The following is an 8,361-nucleotide window of genomic DNA, read 5'->3' on the forward strand; positions in this document are numbered from 1 at the left end:
ACGTCAGCTTGCCCCGACGACGAATCTCAATGGACTGAAAATCGATGAGTCGCGAATTCGACTTTTACCCTCTCGAAGATCGTATCCTGCTTAGCGGCGACGGTCTCGATGGTCTCGATGGGGCGATGGACATTGATTTCGATCTCGAGGCGGCACTGTTGAGCCAGCTTTCTGAGGCCGATGGGGAAGTTGTTGGTGATGTTGCAACGCCCACCCTGCAGCCGCTGCTCCCCGACCAAGATGTCATCGACGTTGCCACCGACGATGTGGCGGAACCCGAGGTTCTGGATCCCGCAAAACCGATCGAAGTCATCTTCGTCGATGCGGGCGTGGAAGACGCTGAGACGTTGATCGAGGGACTGAGGTCCGATGCGGATGGGCAAACCCAATGGTTGGTTATCCGCTTGCAAGCCGACCAAGACGGGTTGCTGCAGATCACCGAGACGCTTGGAAATTTGACCAGCGTCGATGCGGTCCATTTGCTCAGCCACGGTGACGGCCGGGGCATCCAGCTTGGCAATACGCGATTGGATCTCGATGCGGCCCCCAATTATGCCGGCGAGATCGCGTCGTGGGGCCATGCTCTCGATAGCGGCGCCGACTTGTTGATCTACGGTTGCGATCTGGCGTCAACCGAATCGGGACGTGATCTGATCGAGATCCTGGCGGTCGTCTGTGATTGTGACGTTGCGGCAAGCGATGATGTGACCGGGCATGCCTCGCGTGGCGGCGACTGGGACCTCGAGTACACGGTGGGCGACGTCGATATTGCCCATGTGCTCGCATCGCGAGAATGGTTCGGGATGCTTTCGAGCGAGGTGGCGGAGTCGGGTTCTCCCTCCCAATCCGACTCCGCCGGCATCGCATTGGCGTTTGAAGAAAACGTCGGTCAGAGCGATGACGCCGTCGACTTCCTGTCGCGTGGTAACGGTTACACCGTTTTCTTGACCGACGGAGACGCGGTCCTGAATCTCAACGGGTCGGTGTTCACGATCGACATCGTGTCAACCCAGTCGCCAACAGCGGTCGCAGGCATCGATGAATTGACGGGCCGCAGCAACTATTTGGTCGGTGCCCAGCAGGATTGGATCCGCGATGTCGCGAACTTTGCTGCGGTTCAGTACGACGACATCTACGATGGAATCGACGTCCGTTACTATGGTCACGGCCAACAACTAGAGTACGATTTTATCGTCGCGGCGGAAGCAAATGCCGACCAAATCACGTTGAATATGCAGGGCGCTGATTCGGTTTCCATCAGTGACAGCGGGGAATTGGTGATGGTGTTGGCGGGCAACGAGCAAACGATTCGCTTCCGTGCTCCCTACAGTTATCAACTATCCAGCAGCGGCGTTCGTGAAGTCGTGGAAAGTCGGTATCTGATTCGCGGCGATGGTAGCATCGGTTTTGAATTGGGAGATTACGATCATTCGCGTGAATTGGTGATCGACCCGATCATGGACTACGGCAGCTACCTAGGCGGTCTGAGTGGCGAATCGGCCAATGCGATCCAAGTTGACGCCGCCGGGAACGCCTATATCACCGGCGGCACGGTCTCGACTGATTTCCCCTCAACCACGGGACCGTATGGCACGACTGGTGGCGACGACATGTTTGTCACCAAGATGTCCGCGGACGGCAGCACGGTGCTTTATACCACGTACTTGGGCGGGTCCGGTAACGATATTGCCTACGATATCGACATCGACAGCAGTGGGAACGCCTACGTTGTCGGCAAGACAACCTCGTCGGACTTCACCACCACGACCGGTGCGTACGACGAGACGCTCAGTGGTGCCTCGGACGGGTTTGTGTTAATGCTAGACAGCACCGGATCGTCGATCCTGTACGGCAGCTACATTGGATCCAACCTGTCCAATGACTCCGCATATGGCGTCGCTGTCAATGCATCGGGGCAAGCGTATGTGACAGGCGTGGCGACTGGTTCGATTGCATCGCTAACATCGGCGGGATCGTACCAATCGACGTTTGGCGGCGGACGTGACGCGTTCTTGGCCGTCTTCAGTATCGATGGTTCAAGCATCGAATATGGCAGCTACTTTGGTGGTTCGGGCGCCGAAGAGGCCACGGACATCGCGATTGACGATTCCGGCGCCGCCTACATCACCGGAGTCACCAACAGCAGCGACATGCCGGTGACGGGAAACGCGTTTCAAAGCACGAATGGCGGTGGACAAGACGTCTTTATCGCCAAGATTAATCCGCTTGGGGGCGGCGTCAGCGACTTGACCTACAGCAGCTATCTTGGTGGCAGCATGGCGGAACAAGCGTCCTCGATCGCGTTGGATTCCAACGGACGAGCGTACGTCGTTGGTCTGACGATCTCGTCCGACTTTGACGTCACCGCCGGTGCCTATGACACGTCGATTTCGGGCGGAAACGACGATGCGTTTCTGTCGGTGTTTGACACCACGCTCAGTGGCGCCGCATCACTGGTGTATTCAACTTCACTCGGTGGAACGGCAGCGGACGAGGCGACCGACGTAGCAGTCGATTCCTCCGGAGTGGCGTGGATCGTCGGAACAACCTATTCGACGACATTTCCGACGACTGCCGATGCGCATGACACCAGCAAGGGAGGCACGACAGACGCGTTCATCACTGCGATCAATCCGCTCGGCAGCGGAGCGTCGGATTTGCTCTATTCGACCTTCCTGGGCGGCAGTGCCAATGAATACGGTAACGCCATCGTACTCGATGCCGGGGAGAACATCTACGTCGTCGGCCAGACTCAGTCGTCGGATTTCGACGCGACATCGGGTGCCTACGACGAATCGATGGGAGGCGCAAGCGACGCGTTTGTGACCAAGTTCTCGCAAACGCCGGACGCCTACCTGTGGCTCAACACCGAAAACGATGTCACCGGGTCTGGCGTTGCGGGACTCGATTCGTGGACTGGCGGTACCGTTTTACAATTGGGCAATCCCAACCTCGGTTTCAGCTCATCGACCAGCGGTACGTTGACTTCGGTGTTCAACATTGATGATCTCGTTGACGACGGCGACGCACGGCTGAGCGGCATCCATTACGTCGGACGTGATCTGTTGGTGGGCAGCAACAACATTCAGCTGTATGCCGGTGATGTGCTGTTTTCAACCGTGAACAATGAATGGATCAACGGCGGCAGCGAGCAGATTTTCGCTCACGACATTCTGTTGTTTCGGCCGGTGACCGTCGGGAATTATGCCACCGGGACGCTGTCGTTATTATTCGATGGTTCGGACGTGATTGGCAACCTCGACGTCAACGCGTTCACATTGGTCGAAGAAACGACCACGGTGGGAACCACGACGCCGATGACTTTGAATGCGGGCGATTTTCTGATTTCGCATGCAGGATTCACAAATCGAGTCTATCGCTATGAACCGGGTACGTTGGGGGCAACGAGCTCGGGAACAATGTCGATTTTTCTTGATGGTACCGACTTTGGCGTCGATACCGGTTTCCGCGGAATTGATCTAATCGAACGCAGCGTCAAGGTTGGCGACACGACGCTGACCCGTGGCCAATTATTGGCGACACTGCACTCCGATGACAATGCGATCGGAGGCATCGCAACCACTCGCGACGACATTTTCCTGATCAATGTAACCGCGACGGGTGCAACCAGCGCGGCGACGGCGTCGGTGTTCTTTCAAGGCGACGACATTGGTCTGAATACCGCCACGTGGCAAGAACAACCGTGGGGTTTGTCGTTGGCCAGCACGACGGCGGTCAGCACGATCACGGTCGACGCCGCCACGACGGGTGACGGGGGATTGAGTATCAATGACGATGGTGGCGACGACGTCTACTTAGTCGCCGATGACGGCGGCGCCATTCTCGGGGGGCGTACTTCGATTACGATCGAGGTCCAGTATTCATCGAACGACACCAATGGCGCACAGCCGCTGTTTGCCTATGCATCGCCGTCAACCGACAACGAACTGTTGCTGTACATCGACGCCGCGGGCAATCTTGGACTTTATCTCAACGGTGCACTCGCCACATCCACTGCGATCGATTACCGCACGCTATCCAACGGTGACATGCAATCGCTCGCGATGACGTGGGACAACGCCGCAGGCAATTGGCAAGTGTTTGTCAACGGCATCTTGGTCGACAGCGGTACCGGATTGAATACCGGCCAAACCTTTGACGCTGGCGGCACGTTGCAATTTGGTCAGGAACAAGACGGCAACGGAACAAATTTTGACACTAGCCAGACGTTTCATGGCACTTACTACAACGTCCGTGTTTTCGACGACGTCCGCAGCAAAGCCGAGATTGCGGCGACCTATAACTCAAGTTTGCCGCATGATACAAGCGGCTTGTTGGCGCAGTGGGACTTTGACCGCTTGTCATCCGATGGCGTGATCACTGAATCGGTCAGCGGCAACAATTTAACAGTCAATCACACGTCGCAAAGCGGCTTTACCGCCAGCACGCCGTCACTGACGTTTTTAGTCGACGAAAACGCCAACACAGGCACGGTCATCGGCAGCGTCGTGGCTACCGATGCCGACCGTGATGCCAAGATCGCGTCGCTGTTGGCCGCAGATCCAGATCTGGTTTACAGCGCCGTCACCGGCAAGTTTTACAAGACGATCAGCACTGCACAAACGTGGGCGAATTCGCAAACCGCCGCCGTGTCATCGACACTGAGCGGGGTCTCGGGTGAATTGGTCACCATTCATTCAGCGGCCGAAAACGAATTGATCACCGATTTTCGCAACACGGTGGGTGCCGATTTGTGGATCGGTGCATCCGACCAAACGATCGAAGGGCTATGGCAATGGCAAGCTGGAGATGCGGATGGTGACTCATTCTGGCTGGGAATGTCCACGGGCAGCGTGCAGAACGACGCCTACACCAATTGGATTTCGGGCGAACCCAACGCGGTCTCGCCCGACCATGACTTTGCTCGGATCACCGGGACCGGACAATGGGGTGAACGCGACAGTTCGTCCAGCTATGGTTATGTGGTGCAGTGGGATGCCGACGCGGTGCTGGACCAGACGAACGAGCTGAGCTACTCGATCGCATCACAGACCACCGCGGGTGCCTTCGCAATCGATGCAGACAACGGTCAAATCACGGTTGCCGATCGATCGCTGCTTGATACCGAAACCGACACCACGCACAGCGTCACCGTGCGTGTGACGGCCGCCAGCGGGCATTCGTACGACAAGACCTTTGATGTGCTTGTCAAGAACGTCAATGGCGAAGCGGAACAATCGGTGCCAGGCACCCAAACGGTGGCCGAAGATTATCCCGTCGTCTTTGGCGCTGCAACCGGCAATGCAATTACCGTTAGTGATGGCGGCCCCAGCAACAACCGATTGCAGGTTTCGATTTCGGTTACCGACGGCATCCTGACGCTATCGGAAACCACCGGCCTGACCATCATAAGCGGTGCGAACGCAAGCGATACGATGGTAATCGAGGGGACCGAATCAGATTTGAACGCGGCGTTTGAAGGGATGGTGTTTCAACCGGACGCCCACTTCAGCGGTGCCGTGAACCTGCAGATGACCACCTCGTCCGTCGCCGACTTAGAAGGGCACTACAGTTTTGATTCTGGCGATGCGAGTGATGATAGTGCAGGGACGTCGCACGATGGCGTCATGCAGGGGAACGCGTCGACGGCGGTCGACGCGGATCGTGGCACCGTACTGACTCTAGATGGCAGCGGCGACGGAATCGACATCACCGGGACGCTGGGAAGTTCGGCCAATGTGACGCTTGCCGCATGGGTCAATTTGGACGCGAGCGGTTCGCAAGGGTCCGAAGTGATCAGCATCGCGGATTCGTTAATACTGCGGCTCGATGAAAACGGCAACGGCGTCTCGGGGATCTTCTACGACGGCAGTTCTTGGGTTTCCGTTGCCTCGGGTCGTTTTATCGAGGGTACGGGTTGGCATCACGTCGCATTCACATTCGATGACGTCAACAATCGCCAACAGCTTTACATCGATGGCCAACGTGTGGCGCAAAGCAACTCGACGTCCAGCATTGTCTATGACGACTACAGCAAAACGACGATTGGATACCATGCCAATGGTTCGACGATCTACGATTTTGACGGCTTGATTGACGAAGCAAGGATTTACAGCCGTGCGCTTTCGGCGGATGAGATCGCAAATCTCGCAGCGGACAATCTACGGTCGGTCGATACCGTCACGATTGACGTGGTTCCGCTAAACGACGCACCGGTGTTCGGCACTGATGGCGACGGCAGCACGACGTTGCCCATTCCCGACAGCCTGTTCGATCTTGGATTCAGTAGCGTGGTCCAAACCGACGGCAAAATTGTGATGGTCGGTTCATCGTACTTTAACGACAACAACATCACGGTCGTGCGTTTCCACAGCAATGGCGAGCTCGACTTGACCTTTGGCGGTGGCGATGGGATCGCGATGCTGGATGCCGGTGGCAGTGAAATGGCGGTGGATGTCGCGCTGCAATCCGACGGCAAGATCGTCGTTTTGGGCACGTCCGACAACGATTTGATCGTTGCTCGCTTTAACACCGCCGGCGTGCTCGATACAAGTTTCGACAGCGACGGTTACGCAATCACCGACGCGGGTGGAATCGACTCGGCCGCCGCGATCGCGATCCAAAGCGACGGCAAGATCGTCGCTGCGGGGACCACCGATGCCGGCGGTAATAACTTTGCCGTGGTGCGCTACAATACCGATGGGTCGCTTGACACCACCTTCAGCGGTGATGGCAAAGTCGAGATCGATTTTGGAGCGAGTTCCGACGATGTTGCAAATGCACTGCTCATCCAAAAAGACGGCAAGATTGTACTCGGCGGAAAAAGCAATGACCAATTTGCGCTGGCTCGGTTGACTTCCGCCGGCGTGTTGGACACCAGCTTTGACGCCGATGGATTGTTGACGACTGATTTTGGAATGGGTGACGAAATCATCAGCGGATTGGCACAACAGTCCGATGGCAAAATTGTGGCCGCCGGTACCGCCAACTTGGACTTTGCACTCGCTCGCTACAACAGCGACGGATCGCTCGATACGTCCTTTGATACCGACGGCCTGCAAACCTCTGATTTGGGGGCGACCGAACGAGCCTATAGCGTTGCGATCACCGCGACGCAAAGAATCGTTGTGGCAGGAAGCACCGATTTGATGGGCAGCAACGACGTGATGCTGCAACAATACAACGCCGACGGATCTCTTGACACCCATTTCAATTCGGTCGGCACGGTCATAACGGTGGTCAATGGCAGCGAAGAGTACGGCTACAACGTGCAACTGCTGGCGGGGGGAGGCATTTCGGTTGCCGGCAACGTGCAAAACACCGGATTCTTGTTGAATCAGTACAACGCGGACGGCAGTCTAGATACTGATTTTGCGCCGACCGCCAATCGGATCGATGCGAACCCTACCTACGTCGAAGGTTCCGCGGCAGTGGTGCTGGACAACAGCGTCAGTGTATTCGACCAAGAACTAAGCACGTCCGGTAACTTTAGCGGTTCGACAATTGCGCTCCTTCGACGCGAGGGCACCAACGCGGACGATGTGTTTGGATTTAGCGATGGCAATGGGCTGAGCCTTTCCGCAGGCTCGCTTTACAAGAACGGTCAAAGCATCGCGACATTTAACATCACGACACCTGGAATCGTCGTCATCACGTTTACCGACGCCAATGGCGAGCTTCCGGACCAAATGGATGTCAACAACGTTTTCCGCCAAATGACGTACGCCAACAACAGCGACTCACCCGAGGCGTCGGTCGAGTTGCTGTGGTATTTCGTCGATGGCAACGCAGGGGCACAAGGATTCGGATCCAGTTACTACGTTACCGACGTGATGACCGTCAACATCACTGCCACTAACGATGACCCGACAAACGCCGGCAGTCTGCCAAGCGACATCTCGGTCACCGAAGGGGTGGCGGGCGAGGTGGATCTGTCGCAAATCGATTTGAGTGATGTCGACCATGGCGGCGGCAATCTGACGGTAACGTTGACGACGGCAAGCGGTGGTAACTTGACCGCCAGCAGTGGTGGTGGCGTCACGATCGGTGGCAGTGGGACGGGGCTTTTAACCTTGACCGGTACCCTAGCCGATTTAAATAGTTATCTGGATACCGCCAGCAATATCACCTACCTACATAGCGTCGCGGACACCGCTGGCGACAATGCTGACACGATTACGGTCAAGGTCAATGACAACGGCAACACCGGCACCGGTGGTGGCAACGATGTCAATTTAGGATCGGTCAACGTCGACATCACGGAAGTAAATGATGCACCCGTGATCACCAGCGATGGAGGTGCTGACACCGCCAACATCAATGTCCAAGAGAATACGACCGCCGTCACCACGGTGACGGCGG

1 protein-coding gene is annotated in these 8,361 nt (G+C 56.6%); it reads left to right on the top strand.

The annotated features are described in order from the left end of the window. Positions 1 to 44: 44 nt before the first annotated feature. Positions 45 to 8,361 (top strand): DUF4347 domain-containing protein (locus tag ABX962_RS23240; RefSeq protein WP_372722763.1); only part of this gene is annotated, 8,317 nt, incomplete at its 3' end.

Origin of the sequence: Novipirellula sp. (genome assembly GCF_041583735.1) — a bacterium.
Classification (GTDB): Bacteria; Planctomycetota; Planctomycetia; order Pirellulales; family Pirellulaceae; genus Novipirellula.